12 protein-coding genes are annotated in these 16,923 nt (G+C 57.0%); 4 read left to right on the top strand and 8 right to left on the bottom strand.

Features of this window, described 5'->3' with window-relative positions; all coding sequences use genetic code 11:
- Positions 1 to 236: 236 nt before the first annotated feature.
- The 6 genes from ACP90_RS03645 to ACP90_RS03620 all read right to left on the bottom strand — a co-directional run bounded on the left by ACP90_RS03645 (position 237) and on the right by ACP90_RS03620 (position 9,231).
- Positions 237 to 1,748: a caspase family protein gene (locus tag ACP90_RS03645; protein ID WP_208993449.1), complete on the bottom strand. Its 1,512-nt coding sequence runs from the start codon at positions 1,746 to 1,748 to the stop codon at positions 237 to 239.
- A gap of 324 nt (positions 1,749 to 2,072) precedes the next feature.
- A complete protein-coding gene (locus ACP90_RS03640) occupies positions 2,073 to 3,413 on the bottom strand; it encodes an HlyD family type I secretion periplasmic adaptor subunit (protein WP_031269001.1) in 1,341 nt (446 codons plus the stop codon).
- A 42-nt stretch (positions 3,414 to 3,455) separates the two neighbouring features.
- Entirely contained in the window at positions 3,456 to 5,426 is a 1,971-nt protein-coding gene (locus ACP90_RS03635) for a type I secretion system permease/ATPase (RefSeq protein WP_062486815.1), read from the bottom strand.
- 12 nt (positions 5,427 to 5,438) lie between these two features.
- Positions 5,439 to 7,403, bottom strand: a complete 1,965-nt coding sequence (locus ACP90_RS03630) for a hypothetical protein (RefSeq protein ID WP_145915712.1) — start codon at positions 7,401 to 7,403, stop codon at positions 5,439 to 5,441.
- 212 nt (positions 7,404 to 7,615) lie between these two features.
- A complete protein-coding gene (locus ACP90_RS03625) occupies positions 7,616 to 8,368 on the bottom strand; it encodes a hypothetical protein (protein WP_023000103.1) in 753 nt (250 codons plus the stop codon).
- Positions 8,369 to 8,505: 137 nt separating this feature from the next.
- Entirely contained in the window at positions 8,506 to 9,231 is a 726-nt protein-coding gene (locus tag ACP90_RS03620; RefSeq protein WP_023000102.1) for a hypothetical protein, read from the bottom strand.
- Between the two features lie 730 nt (positions 9,232 to 9,961).
- Here ACP90_RS03620 and ACP90_RS28585 point away from each other — a divergent pair.
- Complete coding sequence (locus tag ACP90_RS28585; protein WP_023000101.1) at positions 9,962 to 10,681, top strand: response regulator transcription factor; 720 nt, start codon at positions 9,962 to 9,964, stop codon at positions 10,679 to 10,681.
- Positions 10,682 to 10,683: 2 nt separating this feature from the next.
- Entirely contained in the window at positions 10,684 to 11,193 is a 510-nt protein-coding gene (locus tag ACP90_RS03610) for a hypothetical protein (RefSeq protein WP_228866363.1), read from the top strand.
- Positions 11,194 to 11,427: 234 nt separating this feature from the next.
- On the opposite strand, the gene ACP90_RS03605 is transcribed toward ACP90_RS03610, so the two are convergent.
- Positions 11,428 to 12,921: an aldehyde dehydrogenase family protein gene (locus ACP90_RS03605; protein WP_062486812.1), complete on the bottom strand. Its 1,494-nt coding sequence runs from the start codon at positions 12,919 to 12,921 to the stop codon at positions 11,428 to 11,430.
- A 2-nt stretch (positions 12,922 to 12,923) separates the two neighbouring features.
- Positions 12,924 to 14,030, bottom strand: coding sequence for a mandelate racemase/muconate lactonizing enzyme family protein (locus tag ACP90_RS03600; protein WP_062486810.1), 1,107 nt, complete (start codon positions 14,028 to 14,030; stop codon positions 12,924 to 12,926).
- Between the two features lie 130 nt (positions 14,031 to 14,160).
- Between ACP90_RS03600 and ACP90_RS03595 the strand changes: the two genes are divergently transcribed.
- Positions 14,161 to 15,648, top strand: a complete 1,488-nt coding sequence (locus tag ACP90_RS03595; protein WP_055661528.1) for a PLP-dependent aminotransferase family protein — start codon at positions 14,161 to 14,163, stop codon at positions 15,646 to 15,648.
- 115 nt (positions 15,649 to 15,763) lie between these two features.
- A complete protein-coding gene (locus tag ACP90_RS03590; RefSeq protein ID WP_023000096.1) occupies positions 15,764 to 16,840 on the top strand; it encodes an extracellular solute-binding protein in 1,077 nt (358 codons plus the stop codon).
- Positions 16,841 to 16,923: the final 83 nt, after the last annotated feature.

Genomic DNA, 16,923 nt, shown 5'->3' with positions numbered 1-16,923 from the left:
CGCGACACCTGCTATCGGAAAAGCAGCAAAAACCTGCAATATGACTTAGAAAAACGTCTGCACTGTCTACTTTGAAATCAGGGATTGATATTTCCCGAAATGTTTCTTTTGATTGTTCTTTTTCAATTTTAACCCCTTGGAATAAAAGAACAAGTCAAAAATTACCCAGCGTCAGCAGTGTGCAATAATGGCTTTGGAAGGCGCAAACCCATCTCAGCCGGAAAACGCTCTGGCCCCTATTCGGAAAGCCCGTAAGCTTTGCGCAGACCTCTCTGGGTCTGCGGGCCGAACTGGCCGTCGATGGTCCCGGTATAGAAAGAGCGTTCTGAAAGTTTCCGTTGAAGGGAGCGCCGTGTCGTGGCCTTGAACATCTTCGGGTTTTCCGAGAGCTGGCTCAAAACTTCCTCGTTGCCGGATCTCAAGGCGCGATAAAGATATTCTGCCGCATCGTCCGGTTCCTTGCCATCGACCACGCCGTCATCGATCAGAGCTGCGTAATTGAACATTGCTTCCGGGTGCCGCTGATCGGCAGCCTTTCCGAACAGCTCGATTGCCTTTTTCGGATCACGCGCAATCCCCAGGCCACCCTGATAATAAAGGAACCCGAGATCGTTGATGGCATCCGCAAAGCCCTCGTCTGCGGACTTGCGAAACAGTTCCAATGCCTTTTCGACATCCTGTTCGACGCCAATGCCGCGCTCATACATGCGGGCAAGTTCGAACATGGCTTCAGGATCACCTGCTTCCGATGCAGTTTCCAGAAATGCTGCCGCGCGGGAGGGATCGTAGCGGTCCTCGCTCGGGTTGAGGCGCATGTAGGCAAGGCCTTTCAGCGCCCTGCTGTCGCCCTCCCTTGCCGCCACCTGCAACTGCTCTTCCTGGCTGACTTCAAGGCGCCCCCAGGCGTTAAGACGGTCTGCCGCCGCAAGCACGTTGACCTCCTGGCTGCCGCCCGCAAGGAAGTAGGGTTTGCCGGACAGCGAGCCGTAGGTGTGCGGCTCCTGCGCGTTGGCGGTGGCTTTCAGCACGGAATCGCGCACCTGCCGGAAGGCAAGGCCTATTTCCAGATCCCTGATCTTCAAGGTCTGGGCCAGTGCCGATGCAAACGGACTGTTTTCACCTGCCCCGTCCAGTGCAACGGCTCCTGCTTCGGCGGCGTAGGCCACCAGCGTCCCGCGTTCGGGAGAAGGTGCTGCCAGCCCGCGGCCGTAAGCCCCCTGATTTACGGTGAGCGTTTCCTGCCCGCCCACATCGGCAAACGGGTCATTCCGGCAGGAATCCAGGATCACGATCCTGAGCTGCCGGGCCTTGTCGACCGCTTCCAGAATGTCATCGAGAGAAATCGAGGTATCGGCAACCTGCTGCCTGCTTCCGGCCTTGGCGTCGGAGGGAACCAGGAAATTGCGCCCGCCGACTTCGATCCCGTGGCCGGCAAAATAGACGAGAGCCACATCCGCCGTTTCCGCCTCGAAGGCGAAACGGTCCAGAAGTTCCCGGAACTCCGCAAGCCCGATGTTGAAATGCTCGGACACTTCGAAATTCAGTTCGTTCAAGGTATCCGAAATCAGCTTGCCGTCATTGGTGGTGTTGCTCAGATCGGGAGCGTTCTCATAGCCCGCAATGCCGACCACAAGCGCCATGCGCCGTTCCGCGAACGGGTCCGTCGCCGCGTGAGCTGACAGGCCTGCCAGCACCAGAAACACCACAACAGACCAGACAGCCAATCCGTTGATTTTAAAAGTCTTCAACAGCAGTTCGACCCGGTTTCGCATTGGCGCAATCACATGAAAACCCTGTTTCCGGCTTAGTACAAGTCCCGGAAACACCGCTTTCATAATTGGCGGATTACCTTGCGAAAACAACCCCTCTTTTCGCAACGTCACATGACTGCAGCTGTCCCCCTCCAACCGGAACATTCCCAAAAAAGCGGCCGGTCCGCGACTAACGAACCGGCCAAGGCGGACATTGCCTGAAGACCACATCAGACAATCCGGGTTGATCAGCCACTGCATGCAATCCCGCGCAATCTTGCGCTGAAAAGCGGCCGTCGACCGTAAAATGCCTCCAGTTGCCTACTCCTCCCGGAAGGCACGTGACATGCTGTCGACGATCGGCTTGGTCAGATACTGCATGAAGGTTCGCTCGGCCGTCTGGATCATGATTTCCGCAGGCATGCCCGGGGTCGGAACGAAGTTCAGTACCCTTGTCAGTTCGCCCGGCGAGATATCGATGCGAGTGACGTAAACCTCACGCATGATGCCCGTACTGTTGTCGGTGATTGCATCTGCGGACACATATTGCACTTCGCCTTCCAGCACCGGCGTGGTGCGTTGATTGAGGGCGGACAGGCGAACAGTGGCCTGCTGGCCGATATGGACGCTGTCGATATCGGTTCGCGAAATCAGTGCCTCGATGATCAGCGGTGCGTCGGACGGCAGAATCTCGACAATCGTCTTGCCGCTTTCGATAACCCCACCGGCTGTGTGGTAGTGCATGCGTACGATGGTGCCCGAAACCGGTGCCTGAATGACGGCACGCTCGAGAACGTTGCGCGCCTTGCGGGACTGCTCTCTTGCCGCATCCAGCTCGGCCTCGATGGATTGCAGGTCATCAAGCACCTTCTCGTTATAGGCAGCCCGTGTCTGCTTGACCTGTTCCTGGTGCTGCAGCACCTGGGCATTGGCCTCCTGCATGGACGATGCCAGCCTCCCGATCTGCCCTTCCGCTTCTGCGATCGCTCTTTCCAGTGCATTCAGGGTCGGCTTCAGCAGAAGGCCTTTTTCGAAGAGAAGTTTTTTGCCCGTGTGTTCTTCCTGCAGGATCGCAAGCTGCCTGATCATGGCATCATGCTGTTCACGGTAGCCGTCGCGGCGGTGCTGAAGGGATTCGATCGTGCTCTCCAGAATCCTGATATCGCTCGTCAGCTTGGCCTGTGATCCGATGAAACTCAGCTTCTGGCCGGCGATGATGGTGGCAATTTCCTCATCGTCCTTCAGGTCCAGCAATGTTTGTGGGAATTCCACCTCCTTCAGCCAGAGATATTCGGCGCGCAGACGGGCGTTGATCGCTTCCAGCCGCGCCAGCTTGAGTCCCAGCTGTCGCTCGTTTGCGGATGCGACGGTTTCGTCGAGACGAACAATCGGATCGCCTTTTTGAACGCGCTCGCCTTCCTGCACCAGGATCTCCTTCACGATCCCGCCTTCGTAGTGCTGAATCTGCTTGTTCTGTCCGGTTGCGACAAAGGTTCCGCTTGAAATCACGGCGGCTGCCAACGGCGCGGTAAAGGACCAGGCGGCAAAGCCTCCTATGAAGAAGACCAGCATGAAAACGCCGATCAGCGTGTGCCAGAAAATCGATCTCGGCACTGCCGAATACCAGTCCATCGGTTCGTGATGTGTCAGAGCGTTGCTCATCTTTTCCCCCTGGCTTGAGCCGTCCCTGGCGGCTGCCAACGCTTATCCTTGTTGCTGAACCGCTCTTTGTTTCTTCCGGTCGGCAAGGAGTTCCAGCACCTCGTTGCGGAAACCGAACATGCTGATGGAGCCGTCGGCCAGAACGAGGATCCGGTCGACACATTTCAGCAGGGACGGCTTTTGCGTGATCGCGACGACGGTGATGCCTTCGGCCTTGGCATGTGCCATTGCCCGTGCAAGTGCTTCGTCGCCATTGGTGTCCAGATTTGAGTTGGGTTCGTCCAGAACGACGAAACGTGGATTACCGAAGAATGCCCTGGCAAGCGCGATACGCTGCTTCTGACCGCCTGACAGCGGTGCACCGTCGGCCGCAACGACCGTTTCATAGCCGTGGGCCAATTCAGAAATCATGGCGTGCACGTCGGCCAGACAGGCAGCTTCATAGATCTGTTCGTCCGAAGCATCTTCGCGCATACGGCCGATGTTCTGCTTGATCGTGCCCGGGAAGAGCTGAACGTCCTGCGGCAGGTAACCGATGTTCTCACCCAGCTGCCGCTGGTTCCAGTTGCGCAGATCCATCAGGTCCAGACGCACCGCGCCCGATGTCGGCAGGATGGACCCCACCAGCATCTTGCCGAGTGTGGTTTTGCCGGCTCCCGAGTTGCCGATGATCGCAAGAGAGTCCCCGGCTTTCAGCGAGAAGGTGATGCTGTTGAGCACGACCCGCTTGGTCCCCTGGGGCACGTAAAGCAGGCGTTCGACATCAAGCCGGCCTTGCGGCTTGGGCAGAACGAGACGTTCGGAATTGAGCGGCGAGGATTTCAGCAGTGTCGAGATCCGGCCATAGGAATTGCGCGACAGCAGATACTGGTTCCAGCCCTCGATCGCGCCCTCGATGGGCGACAGAGCCCGGCCGCCGATAATGGAGGCGGCAATCACCATGCCCCCGGTCAGTTCACCCTGGATGGCAAGGAAGGATCCCCACCCGAGCATCGCCACCTGCGTCAGAAGCCGGACAGCCTTGGTGATGGAGGCCGAAACAATGTTTCTGTCCTGCGCACTGACCTGCGCGCGCAGCGACGCAGCCGTATCGCGCCCCCACAGGTGCACTGCTTCCGGGATCATGGCCAGGGCGTTGATGATCTGCGAATTCCTGGACATCGCGTCCAGATGCAGGTTCGCCTTGCTCTGGTTCTGGTTCGCATCACTGAAATGCCGGGACGTGATCTTCTGGTTGATCACCGCGATCACAAGCAGGATCAAACAGGTGCCACCGACAATCATCCCCAGGTGCGGATGGATGAGGTAGATCGCCACCAGGAAAAGCGGCGCGAAGGGACCATCCAGAAATGCCATCATGGTGCCGGACACCAGAAAACCCCGCAATTGCTGCAGGTCGTTCAGGATCTGATACTCCTTGCCGTTACTGTTGAGCGAAGCTCGTGCGGCGGCTGCGAGGATGGGTGAACCCAGTTGCGATGCGAGTTCGACCGCCGTGCGCATGAGGATGAAGCGGCGGATGGCATCGAAGGCTGCCTGCAGCAGAACCGCCCCGACGATCACGCCTGTCAGCATGACCAGCGTGTCCAGCGAGCGGCTGGTCAGGACCCGATCCGAGATCTGGAACAGATAGACCGGAATTGACAGCACAAGCACATTGATGACGCAGGAAAACATCAGCACGATGAGTAGATTGCGCCGAACGGCGGCGACCCCGTTTTCGAGTGCCTTGGAAAGATCGGGCGGTGTCGTCCGTTGGTGGAACTCGGGCTTTTCAGCCTTGGCTTTGCCTGTGCCTGTGCCTGTGCCTGTGCCAGCACCTGTCCGGGCGGACTTGCCGCCGTCCGCCGGTTTCGCCCTTGCGTCTCCCGCGTTCAGAGCTGGTCCGCCTGCAGCGGCTGTCTTTGCGCCGACAAGCCGTGCATCACCCTTTTTCGCATCGGGGCCCAGCACCTGCGGCTCACCCGCCCGGTTCGTCCGCTGCCCATCGGCAACATCGTATGAAATGGTCATGACCTGCCTCCCCTAAGCGACCATTGTCGCCATCGGATCGACACAGACCTCGTCCGGCACCTGGTTCAGGTTGACGGTTTCGAGATCGTTGTCACCATTGGTCAGCATGCCGTCAGCCAGGAAGACAACGGCCTCCGACGCAAGACCCGCCCCGCCGTGCGCAGGTTGCTCAACATCTGCGGTCAGGATCTCCGCCTGGTAAAGCAAAGCTTCCGAATAGGTGTCGCCACCGACGCGAACAACATTGTCCACGCTGGCTTCCTGGATCACCGCGGCATTGTAGAGAAGGTTTGAATCGCCGTTGATGCTGGTGCCTTCGCTTGAGACATCGACCCCAAGCGTGGCGATGCTGTCGCTGTCGCCCAGGATATTGACCTGTTCGAGGTAATTGATGTCGTAGACATCACCGGAGATATAAAGAACGTTCAGCTGGTTGAAAGGCGAGGTTTCGCCGCTGAAGAGCCCGGACAGGAAGTCATCGCCGAGATCCTCTTCACCTGCCGTTGCGAGCCGGTTCGCGCTTGCCGGATCCAGGTCGACGACGGAACTGTTGTAGTTGGAAACGATATAGGCCTCGTTCCAGAGCAAATTGTCGATCTGCCCGTCAGGCATCGGCATGGAAGCGTCTTGTGTGCCTTCGGCAATGACCTGATCGAAATTGACCATGACGTTGGTCTGGCTGATCACATTGGCCGAGTAATAATCGCCTCCGATCAGGATCAGATCGAAAAAGGTGCTCAGCTCCGTAAGGTTGAGAGCATTTGTCAGAATATTGCCACCGGACATGATCGTCGTGCCCGAGCCGTCTTCCTGGTAGACGATGGTGTCGTTGTCGACCAGGTAGTTCTTCTGGGTCAGCCAATTCACGAAGGTCATGTCACCTTCGTGGAAAGTGATATCCCAGAGTGAATGATTGCCGACCGGAGCAACATCCATGGGCAGATCCGAACCGGTGTTCATGATCGATGCGATGTTGTAGCTGCCGGTACTCGGATCCGTCGCCCACTCGCCAAGACCCGCCAGATGCGGCGCTGCCAGAACATTTGTCTGGCTGATAATGTCGAGATCGTAATAATCGCCGGCCACAGCTATGGTCGCGGCCTTGCCCCAGACGTCCACCAGAATGGCCTGATTGATCAGTGTGTTGTTGCCGGCACTGATTTGCAGCGAAGCGGAGGTTCCGGCGGTGTCCACCAGCGAAGTCAACTCGCCCGAGGCGCTTTGCGGTCCCTCGAGCACCACGTCATCGGAGTTCGCTTCGGCGTCATCGTCCGGAGCACGGCCCTTCAAATGCTTGATGACTTCGTCAAGACGGGCGGCTTCCTCGACAACGATGCCGTTCTGATAGAGCTGCCCGGTGTCATCTCCGGTTGCCAGAACCTGTTGCCCGACACCGGGAGCGCCGGCTTGCATGGTTTGGGCTGTTTCCGTCCAGGCTGCGACGGTCGCGCTCAGATTGCCTGCCGGATTGTCTGCTTCCGTAAAGCTGAACCTGCCGGTGATCCCGGCGGCCTCCAGCGCATCGAGGAAGGAGATGAGTGATGGTGCTTCGTAATCGAAATGATAGTGGAGACCCGTGTTGGACAGATAGTCGTTGTCCTCCAGCACGTTTTCGGACCGGGACACAACGGCAAAGCTGTTGGGCAGCACTTCGTGCTGGAACGTTATGAAGCGGACACCGCCTGTCAGCGCGATGGTGTAGGGATTGAAAGTCCCCTCAACCGGCGGCGGCATCAGATGTGCCCGCATGCCAATGCCATCCCACTCATAAAAGTTCAGGGCGGCGGGAACGTCGTCATAGTAGCTGTAACCATCGAATTCGTAATGGATATTCGGATTGAGGTCGAGCAGCTGATAGTCGGGCCAGACTGTCAGCAGCGCCTCCATCGCCTCACCTTGCTCTGCCTGTTCGGCAGCAAGCTGTGCCGCGCGGAATTCAAGATACTCAAGGCGGGCGCGGGCCTCCTCGAGTGACATGGAAAAGCTTCCTACAAAATGCGAAATCGCTTCACGCGTAAGGTCATCATAAAAAAACATGTCAGCCCCCTAATCTGAATGAAGGGTCGTTTTCGCGGTCAAACTCGCGCGAATCTAAATACGAGAGGCCGCGTTCAGCAGGCGCGGAGCAAGTGAGCTCCGCGCCTGCTGCTGTTTTCCGGAATTGAAAATCAATTCAGGAACAAACCGGATCAGCTCAGGGAGCCGAGATCTTCACCGGTCATCAGGCTGTCCATGTTGCCGCCGACAATGGTCATGTCGACAGAGTTGTTCAGGATGTTTTCGCCCTGCACCAGCGTGTTGGTGAATGCCGATGCATCGTTGGAAGCGGATGCTTCAGCCGCATTCATGCCCTGGACGAGCGCATCGTCATCAGCGATGACGCTGACGCTGCCGGAACCGAGGTCATCGATTTCCAGATTGCCTTCCAGGTCGACCGACATGCCATGGAAACCGGCATGACCGAACCAGGTGCCGACATGGCCACCGAATGCCTGCATGTCAGCATCGACGTATGCCGACCCGCTGGAGCCGCCTGCCGAAATACCGTCATCGGTTTCGGCATCGCCACCCTTGGCACTCAGGGTCTGGTTGAAGCCGGCGTTGTTGGTTGCCGTCGTACCGTTGGCCCAGTCGTTGTCTTCCAGCTGGTTGCTGTTGTTGAGCACGACACCGGCATCATTGCCGCCACCATTGAGGGCTTCGTTCAAAATGTCTTCAACGGTGATGTCGTCGCCCGGGCTGTAGTCGATGCCGCCGTTGACGCTCACGAGCATCTCGTCGACTTCAGCGCATTCTTCCAGGTCGATGTCCACGACATCGTCGTCGTCATAAACAAAACCTTCTTCGAAGTTCATCACGACTTCGGCCTTGTTGATGATCTTCGAGTCATCGACTGCATCGAAATCAGAGTAGTTGAATTGAGTTCCACGCTTACCAGACATGATAATAGTCCTTGTTCATCGCGGCGAGCCGGGTCTCGCAAGACCGGCGTTCACACCGCATTCTGACTTGGAAACGGGCGCAGCTGGCGTTTCGGAAACAGGTTCGAAACAGAAAACCGCAGCGCCGATCGAACATCTTAGAGCTCGTCTTCACCAACGCTGTCGGTGTAGAGATCGCCGCCGACAATCGTCGTGTCGACCGAGTTATTGAGAATGTTCGCACCCTGCACCAGCTCGTTGACGAACGCTTCGGTTGCGTTGGCGGCATTGGCAGCGGCCATCACTTCACCAATCACCGTCGCATCATCGAGGGCATCCACGGTCATGGACGACCCACCGAAAGCCAGACCGTCATCAGCTTCCGCCGAACCGCCGTTGGCAGTCAGCTTCTGCGTGAAGGACCCTTCATTGGCGACAAAGGTGTCTTTTGCCCAGTCGTTGTCTTCCAGCTGGTTGCTGTTGTTGATTGCAATGCCGGTATCGTTCCCAAGGCCGTTCAGCGCATCATTGAGGACGTCTTCGACCTTGATATCGTCGCCCGGGTCGAAGTCGATGTTGCCTTTCGCAATCAGAATGTCCTCGACACTCGCATGGTCGCCGATGTCCAGGTCAATGTTGTCGACGTCCGAAGGACCGTTCTCGAAATCCACATTGATCACGGGATCGAAGTCACTGTCGACATACTTGAACACCTGGTTGTTCACATCCTGGGTGTTGTCGTCGTCCGAGTATTCCCACTCGTAGCTCTTCGAATTGTCGATGTTTATTTCGTGATTATAGTTGGTGTTGTACTCGCTAGAATAAGTCGGATTGAACGACTTATCGATGTTCAGCTCGTTTTTATGCCAAACGTATTCGCTCATGGTTCTGTCCTCAGATCGGACAGCTCGGCAGATCGTCTTCTATCGATTTGCATAGGGCTGTCGTGGTTAAGAGGAGCGTTACCGCCCCAGATCAAATGGAAAATGGCAAAAACAACCACTTCAGCTAATCAAAGTAGATTTAGCTGCTCCATTTACTCTTCGGCTGGAAGTCAAATTTGAGGATTAGGATCCACAAACCGAGGATTTACACAAATACGAGAATCTCCCAGCCGGTAAAAACAATGACAGAACAGGGGGTTTGCAATAAGCCGGAAATCTTAACTAAACATTTACCATTCAAGTTTCGCGGATATCTAGCGACATAGGTAAATCACGCGAGGTCAAAAAAAGTATTTAATTGCAATATCTTGAAGCAAAATCTGATCCGCGACTAAATCGAATTATTAATATAACCTAAGGTAAGTTTGTTATATACAAGTTATGGGTGAGGAGAAATTCAGACTAGGGGGTCACTGCACAAATCCCTGTTAATACTGCGATTTGGACGGCATGTTCATTTTCCGACAGCCACCCATTTCCCGCACCTATCCTTGGTCTGAACAAACAAGATAAGAAATTTTATTTTTTTAAAAACCGCATGGCTAATGCCGACGGCAGAATAAGCCGGATGAATATTTACAAAAACGCTTCTCCCAGGCCCTGTTTCTGGCAATTGCAAGTGAAAGAGAGTCCAAATTAAATTTTATCTTAGTTTGTAGGGGTGACAGTAATGACTAGCGTAAATTACGAGAATAAAGGTTCAATCTATTATATTGGAGCGTCCGAAAAGTTTCCGAAGGAACTGGAAGGAGTAATCGACCGGGAAATAGAGGATGGACGTTTTATCCGTATCACTCAGAAAATCGATCTTTATCGCTCGGAGCGCCGTGGGGAATTTTCAAAACGCCTTTTCCTGATTGACGAAGGCTTCAGCGCGGAGCGCAAGGAAGCTATTGCCTGCCTGCGGAAAAACTTCCCCGAAGCAAACCTCTGCATGCTGATCAATGATGATCTGTCGTTCCCCTCGATCATCAGCGATTATTTCCAGGAAGGCCTGATCAAGAGCGTGCTGCCGATGAACCTTCGGATCGATCTCTGGCTAGGCGCTATCCGTCTCATGCTCAACGGCGGCCATTATCTGCCGGCTGATGCCATCAAGTACATGGGAATGGAAAGGCCTTACGGCGCAGCCCCGGCCATGCATCAGCGCAGGCACCGCAGCCGTACCAGGAACCGCTTCGGCAAGCTGACGAAACGGGAAACCGAAGTTCTATGCCTCATCTCCGAGGGATATCAGAACAAGAACATCGCCGAAAAATTGTCCCTGTCGGAGCACACCATCAAGCTCCATATTCATCACATCATTTCAAAGCTCGGCGTTTCAAACAGAACGGAAGCAGCCGCGATCTACATTCAGACGGAACAACGACCACCCAACCTAGAGGCCTGAAGATGAGCGCGGCAGATGCGCCCACAATGGCGGACGAATTCCAGACGTTTCTCGCCCTCATGGGTCGGCTGAATTATACGTGGACCAACACGGAGAGCCTGCTGATCCACATGATCGCGGGCCTCGCCGGCGTCACCAAGGAAGTCGCGACGGTGATCTTCCTGACCCTCAACACGTCGCGTGCCCGAATTGATCTGGTCGAACGGCTGGCCAAGCTCGACGCGCAAAAACCGGACTTGAGGGAAGAGGTGCTGAGCCTAACTCGGGACATGCACAAGACATTGAAATTGAAAAACAAATATAATCACTGCATCTATTCGTTCGACAACGAGGGGCGCAATGCCTCAACCATCCTGATGCGCATCAGCGACCAGAAACACAAGATCGAATACGGCAAGTCCAGCCCGATCAATGCCCGGGAAATCACGCTCGTCAGGGAAACGATCCAGAAGACACAGACGCTGAACAAGTCGCTCTGGGAGTTCTTCAAGCAGCGCAAGTTTCCGGTGTGAGATCCTCCCGCGCTGCACGCAACCTCAACAAAAAAGAGGCCGGATCGGTAAACCGAACCGGCCTTTCAGGGGAGGTAACAGGATGTTTGAGCAGGTTCGGATCGCTCTGATCCGGCTGACTGAACTCTGCCCTGGAGCGTGCCGCGTCTAACTGGAAAGATCTTGCATCGCTTTTTGCACCGAAATCCTCGATTTCAGGCGGTGAAAAGCGATTCCGACGAAACGCGACAAGTTCTAGCCGATCCTGGCGGCAATGCTTTTGGTCTTGCAGTAGCTCTTGAGACCTTCGAGACCTTTTTCGCGGCCGAAACCGGATTTCTTGTTGCCACCGAACGGCACCTCGATCCCACCGGCGAAATACTCGTTGATGTAGATCTGGCCGGCATCGATCTTGCGCGCGAGCTGATGGGCTTTTGCGAAATTCGACGTGTAGATGCCTGCGACCAGGCCGTACTGGCAATCGTTGGCAAGTGCCAGGGCGTGATCGGCATCATCAGCCACCTGCACCGTCAGCACCGGCCCGAAGATTTCCTCCTGCGCCAACTCGTCACTCGCAGAAACGCTGTCGACGATTGTCGGCTCATAGAACCAGCCCTTGCCGGTTTTCGGGTCGGCGGCTATGGCGCCACCCGTCACGATATCAGCTCCCCGCGCCCTTGCGCGGTCGACAAAACCAGCAACCTTCGCAAGATGTCCCGCAGAATTGACCGGCCCGACATCCGGGTTGCCAAGACCGTGCCCGAGTGTCAGCGATTTTGTGCGTTTCACCAGTTCCGCAACGAAGTTCGCGTGAATGTTCTTCTCGATCACAAGACGAGATCCAGCGGAACAGATCTGGCCGGCATTCTCGTAGATCGCACCGAGAACACCGGATAGCGCCTGTTCCCGGTCACAATCGCCAAGCACCACCACGGGCGATTTGCCACCAAGCTCCAGCACCACGCGGGTGATCTCGTCAGCTGCCGCCTTCATCACCGCTTTGCCCGTCTGGACCGAACCGGTGAACGTGATGTGGTCGACATCCGGATGGGATGTCAGTGGAGCACCGGTTTCGGCGCCGGTTCCGGTCACGACATTGCACACGCCTGCCGGCAATCCGGCATCATGCAGGATCTTCGCAAGCAGCAGTGCGGTGAACGGCGTTTGTTCGGCAGGCTTGGCCACAACCGTGCAGCCGGCTGCAAGCGCCGGCGCAAATCCGCGCGCAGCGGTGGAGATCGGAAAGTTCCACGGAATGATGTGGGCCGTGACCCCGACCGGCTCGTGAATGGCGTAACCGACATAATTCGGCCCAAGGGGAAAGCTGTCTCCCTGCAGTTTGTCGCAAGCGCCCGCGTAATACTCGAACGTACGAGCCGCACCGCGCACATCGCCTTGAGCTTCCTGCAGTGCCTTGCCGCTGTCCAGCGTTTCGGCAACGGCCAGAAGATCGAGATTTTCCAGGATAAGCCTGGACGCTTGCAGAAGGATCCGGGACCGCTCCACCGGCGCCATGTCTCGCCAGACCGTCTCAAAAGCAACCTTTGACGACTTTACCGCCTGATCGACATCCTCGGCTGTGCCCGCCGTGAAGCGGGCGAAGGCCTCACCCCGGCCCGGATCAAAACTTTCCATGGTGCGGTTATGGGATGGCTGCGTGAAGCTGCCGTCGATGAAATGGCCGAGGGGCAACGCCTTCAGCGTGCCCGTGGCCTGATATTCCGCGATGAGTTCGCTTGCTCCGGACATCGTTAGCCTTCCAGGGAACTGATCTTGTATGTGGATTTCGCCAGCCACTCCGGACTGATCTCGACACCCCACCCCGGCGCATCTGTCACCGTGGCATGCCCGTCGACAATCTCGTACGGCGACGCGGTGAAGAGGCCGTATTGCCAGGGATAATAGTCGGCTTCCTCGATGGAGAATTCGAGATATTTGCCCGCATTCGGGATCGCCCGCAGCAGATGCATGGTGAACAGCGTCACCAGCGACAGGTTGGCTGCATGCGGTGTGCAGGGAATGCCTGCCTCATGCGCCATTTGTGCCACCTTCATGGTGCGGACCATACCACCGAGATAACAGACGTCCGGCTGAATGATATCGACAACTCGTTCATCGATCATCCGCTGCCAGTCCACCAGAGAGCAATCCTGCTCCCCCCCTGTCACATCGATGTCGAGAGCATCTGTCACTTGCCTGGTCTGGTCATAGTGCCAGTAGGGGCAAGGCTCCTCGTAATGGGAAATGCCGTTGGCTTCCAGGAACCGGCCGATCTCGATGGCCTTGGCTGGCGAATAGCAGGAGTTGGCATCGACCAGCAGTGCGGTGTCGTCACCAAAGGCCTTGCGCATGGTCGGCACGATTTCTTCCGTCCGGCCCGGCCATTCGTCCTGGTCGCGGCCGCATTCGGCACCGATCCGGAACTTGAAGGCATCGAAGCCGTAAAGGTCCTGCTGCTTCTTGAGGCGACCCGCCTCGTCTTTCGCCGTGATGTCACGCTTCATCGACGACCCGTAGGCCCGCACCTTGCCCGGCGTTCCGCCGAGCAGTTCGCACACCGGCTTGCCTTCCAGCTTGCCGCGAAGGTCGAACAGGGCAGTGTCCAGCCCCCCCATCGCCCGGCGCAGATAGGATCCGGGAAACTTGTGCTCCCGTTCCGGGATGATCTCCATCAGGTGTTCAATGTCGAAAGCGTCTTCGCCCAGCGCATAAGGTGCAACCTGACGGTGGACGACCTCTGCGGTGATATCCGCGTAGTAAGGCGCTACCTGCCCCCATCCGGTAGCACCGTTTTCGGCGGTTGCACGAACGAAGCAGACAAACTCATTGGTAAATGTTTCTATTGATTGTATTTTCATTGTCTTATCCGGTCCTCGGACGGACGGTCCCGATGGATTGGGGTTGGCTCGTGAACCGACCCTTATCCAGAATTGGACTTGATAGAAGGTCCGTTTTGCGCAAACTCTCATACCAATTTGGGAGAATGCGATGAAACGGCATGCCGGCGCTGTGCTCTCGTCGATCAAGATCGACAAGACGGCCGAAAAGAAAATTTCGATCCAGCTCTACATGGCCCTGCGCGACCTGCTGCTGACGGGGGCATTGACCCCGGGTGACCGGATGCCGGCCACACGCACCCTGGCGCAGGAGATCGGCGTCTCCCGCACGACGGTAATCGATGCGACCGACCGCCTGATTTCCGAGGGTCTTCTGGAGGCAAGGGTAGGCGCTGGCACGTTCGTGAGTGAAGCGCTGAACGCCCGCCTTGCACCGAAGCCGTCACAGGAGGCCAGCGACATCACCCCCGTCGTGCCGCGCCTTTCCCACGCGACCCGGCACGCCATCCCGGACTTCACCTTGCGCTCGCGCCTGCCGCACAAATCGCAGGCCTTCGTCACAGCACTGCCGGCGCTCGACGCCTTTCCGATGGCGCAATGGGCAAAACTCTCCGCACGGCACTGGCGCAAGGACCGCGACCACATTGCCGGCTATGGCGAGCCCTTCGGCTACATGCCGCTGCGCCGGGCGATTGCCCGTCAGCTCAATGCCTCCCGCGGAATCAAGTGCGACCCCGAACAGATATTCATCACCAACGGCGCCCAGCGCGCATTTTCCCTGGTCGGCGGCATGCTGGTCAATCCGGGCGAGCCGATCTGGTTTGAAAATCCTGGCGCAATTGGTGCGCGCAACGCTTTTGTTGCCATTGGCGCAAGGCCAATTCCTGTCGCTGTTGACGAGGAAGGCCTTTGCATCGAGGACGGCCTTGCCAAGGCGCCCTACTTTCGGCTCGCCTTCGTAACGCCATCCCACCAGCAGCCGCTTGGCCACGTCATGAGCCTTTCCCGCCGCCTGGCGCTTCTGACAGCCGCCAATGAAGCCGACGCCATGATCGTGGAGGACGACTACGACGGCGAGTTCTATTTCGGCGACCAGCCACCACCAACGCTCAAGAGCATCGATACCCACGGCCGGGTAATCTATGTCGGCACCTTCTCCAAATCCCTGTTTCCAGCACTCAGGCTCGGCTTCGTTCTGGTGCCGGAAGGCTTGGTGGAAAGCTTCGAACGGGTCTGCCTGACCTGGCTTGCCGGTGTTCCGACCGTCACCCAGGCGATCGTTGCAGAATTCATGGATGAAGGCATGTTCGCAACCCACATCCGCACCATGCGCCAACTCTACAAGCACCGTCACGATACCTTGATGGCAGAAAGTGCCAGTCTTGCAGGAGACATCGACCTGCAGCCAACCAGCAGCGGCTTTCACGCTGTCGGCCTTTTGTCGAACCGATACGACGAAGACAGGATCGTCGCTGAAGCGGCCAAACACGGCATCACCACCGCCCCCCTGTCTCGCTACGCTCTCGGCCGGATACCGCAGCGCGGCATTGTCCTCGGCTTCGGCAGCTCCGCGCAGGATGACATCCGCAAAGGCATGAAGGTTCTCAAGAAAATCCTGCCTGTTTGCTGCACCAGCTAAGGTGCACCCTCGGTCAATTGGACTGCTAAATTATCTGCAATGGATATATTTGGCAGGCCAATTCCAACCTAGGCTTTTTTCCGGTTAGTACGCTGAGTGCATTCAGGAGGACGTCATGCATTTGAAAACAACACTAACCGGCCTGTTGGCCGCAACCATGCTTGCCGGTGCCGGCTCTGCCCAGGCAGAGACCCTGCGCCTGTTGACCTGGGGGTCTTACGCTCCCGACGAACTGGTCCAAAAATTTGAAGAAGAATATCCGGACATTGATGTTGAAGTCACCTTCTCAAACAACGAGGAAATGATTGCCAAGCTGCGCGCCACTGGTGGTGCCGGCTTCGACCTTGCCCAGCCAAGCCACGACCGCATCTACGCGGCCCAGCTGGAATATGACATCTACAAGCCGCTGGATCTTTCAAAGATCGACACCGGTGCGATGGAAGCCAAGCTGCTTGACGGCGTGAAGGCAAACACAACGATCGAGGGTGAAGTCTACGCGGTTCCCCACCAGTGGGGCACATCCGGCCTAATGGCCGACAAGACAAAGGCTCCGGACCTTTCAAGCTGGGCCGACCTGTGCGACCCGGCCTACAAGGGCAAGACCTCGATGCGCCTGAAGCGCACGATCCTGCTCGGCACGGCCTTCTCGATGGGTGAAGACCCGTTCGCGGCCTACGCGGACCTTGAGAAATACCAAGGCATCCTGGACAAGGTCGCCGACAAGCTGATCGAGTGCAAGGACAACATCAAGGCCTACTGGAAAGGCGGCGACGACCTGTCCGCCATGATGCTGTCAGGCGAAATCGTGGCATCCGAAACCTGGGATTCCACCGCCTACAAGCTCTACGACCAGAACCAGAACATCGTCTTCGTTCCGCCGAAGGAAGGCGCGCTAGCCTGGATCGACACCTTCGCCCTGCCGCGCAAGGGCAAGGCGGATGATGCCGCCTACAAGTGGATCAACTTCGTGCTGCGGCCGGAAAACGTGACCATCATGTCCGGCAGCACCGGCGCGATTGCCGCGGTCAAGGGTGGTACCGACCTGCTGCCGGAAGACAAGAAGGCAGCCGTCAATGCGGCCTTCACCGCAGCCGACATCGACAATCTCAAGTTCTTTGCCAACATTCCTCCCGGCGTGGAAGACATGGAAGGCAAGACCCTCGAGAAGATCAAGGCAGCCACAGGCGGCTGATCAGGTTCAGGGCTGCCGGAACCATTCCGGCAGCCCTTTCCTTTTTTTGAAAAAATCAAAACACCGGAGAGAAGCAACCGGGA

Origin of the sequence: Labrenzia sp. CP4 (assembly GCF_001579905.1) — a bacterium.
Taxonomy (GTDB): domain Bacteria; phylum Pseudomonadota; class Alphaproteobacteria; order Rhizobiales; family Stappiaceae; genus Roseibium; species Roseibium algicola.
This window is presented reverse-complemented; position numbering and strand designations above follow the sequence as displayed.

Coding starts and splice junctions, on each gene's coding strand:
- ACP90_RS03640 (WP_031269001.1), bottom strand. CDS start 3,413: ATGAGCAACGCTCTGACACATCACGAACCGATGGACTGGTATTCGGCA.
- ACP90_RS03635 (WP_062486815.1), bottom strand. CDS start 5,426: ATGACCATTTCATACGATGTTGCCGATGGGCAGCGGACGAACCGGGCG.
- ACP90_RS03630 (WP_145915712.1), bottom strand. CDS start 7,403: ATGTCACTCGAGGAGGCCCGCGCCCGCCTTGAGTATCTTGAATTCCGC.
- ACP90_RS03625 (WP_023000103.1), bottom strand. CDS start 8,368: ATGTCTGGTAAGCGTGGAACTCAATTCAACTACTCTGATTTCGATGCA.
- ACP90_RS03620 (WP_023000102.1), bottom strand. CDS start 9,231: ATGAGCGAATACGTTTGGCATAAAAACGAGCTGAACATCGATAAGTCG.
- ACP90_RS28585 (WP_023000101.1), top strand. CDS start 9,962: ATGACTAGCGTAAATTACGAGAATAAAGGTTCAATCTATTATATTGGA.
- ACP90_RS03610 (WP_228866363.1), top strand. CDS start 10,684: ATGAGCGCGGCAGATGCGCCCACAATGGCGGACGAATTCCAGACGTTT.
- ACP90_RS03605 (WP_062486812.1), bottom strand. CDS start 12,921: ATGTCCGGAGCAAGCGAACTCATCGCGGAATATCAGGCCACGGGCACG.
- ACP90_RS03600 (WP_062486810.1), bottom strand. CDS start 14,030: ATGAAAATACAATCAATAGAAACATTTACCAATGAGTTTGTCTGCTTC.
- ACP90_RS03595 (WP_055661528.1), top strand. CDS start 14,161: ATGAAACGGCATGCCGGCGCTGTGCTCTCGTCGATCAAGATCGACAAG.
- ACP90_RS03590 (WP_023000096.1), top strand. CDS start 15,764: ATGCATTTGAAAACAACACTAACCGGCCTGTTGGCCGCAACCATGCTT.